1 protein-coding gene is annotated in these 1136 nt (G+C 73.2%); it reads right to left on the minus strand.

Translation table 11 applies throughout. The annotated features are described in order from the left end of the window. On the minus strand, positions 1-1136 hold a 1136-nt coding region (locus ACWDSL_RS53500), incomplete at both ends, for an acyltransferase domain-containing protein (protein ID WP_450497040.1).

The following is a 1136-nucleotide window of genomic DNA, read 5'->3' on the forward strand; positions in this document are numbered from 1 at the left end:
CCCGCACGCCCGCCGATGAACTCCTCCGCCTCCGCCTGGCCCACAGCCAGCGACGCCATGGCGCCCCCGCCCGACAGCGCCCGCAACGCCTGGGAGCGGACGGCCACGATCCGCGCCCCGTCCAGCAGACTCAGCGCACCCGCCACGACAGCGGCAGCGATCTCCCCCTGCGAGTGACCCACCACCGCCGCCGGACGAACGCCGTAGGACTCCCACACCGACGCGAGGGACACCATCACCGCCCACAACACCGGCTGCACCACATCCACCCGCGCCAGGTCCGTCTCGCCCTCACCGCGCAGCACCTCCGTCAACGACCAGTCCACAAACGGCGCCAACGCCGCCTCACACTCCGCAATCCGCGCCGCGAACACCGGCGACGAACCCAGCAACTCCACACCCATCCCCCGCCACTGCGCCCCCTGACCGGGGAAGACCAGCACAGGCCCGGTGCCCGCCGCCACGGCGTTGCCGGTGATCACGCTGCCGGAGGGCGCCCCCTCCGCCAGAGCACCCAGCCCCGACAGCAGCTCGTCGCGGTGCTCACCGACAACGACCGCCCGGTGATCGAGCACCGACCGGCTGGCCACCAGCGACCAGCCCACCGCCGCCGCATCCGCGTCCGAGGTGACGGCGAACTCCGCCAACCGCCGCGCCTGCGCCCGCAACCCCTCGGCCGACTGACCCGACACCACCCACGGCACCACACCACCCACCGGCACCAGAGGCGCGGACACAGGCTGCGCCTCCTCGATGGCCTGCTCCAGGATCAGGTGCGCGTTCGTGCCGGAGACCCCGAACGAGGACACGCCGGCCCGCCAGGGGCGTTCGACCTCCGGCCAGGGCCTGGCCTCCGTCAGCAGCTCCACCGCGCCCGTGCCCCAGTCCACCTCCGGGGTCGGCGCGTCGATGTGCAGGCTGGCCGGCAGCACACCGTGCCGCAGTGACTGCACCATCTTGATCACGCTTGCCACGCCCCCCGCGGCCTGCGTGTGCCCGATGTTCGACTTGATCGACCCCAGCCACAACGGCCGCTCCTCTGGCCGCCCCTGACCGTACGTCGCCAGCAGCGCCTGCGCCTCGATCGGGTCACCGAGGGTGGTGCCCGTCCCATGCGCCTCGACCGCGTCCACCTC

Source organism: Streptomyces sp. NPDC000941 (assembly GCF_053599555.1).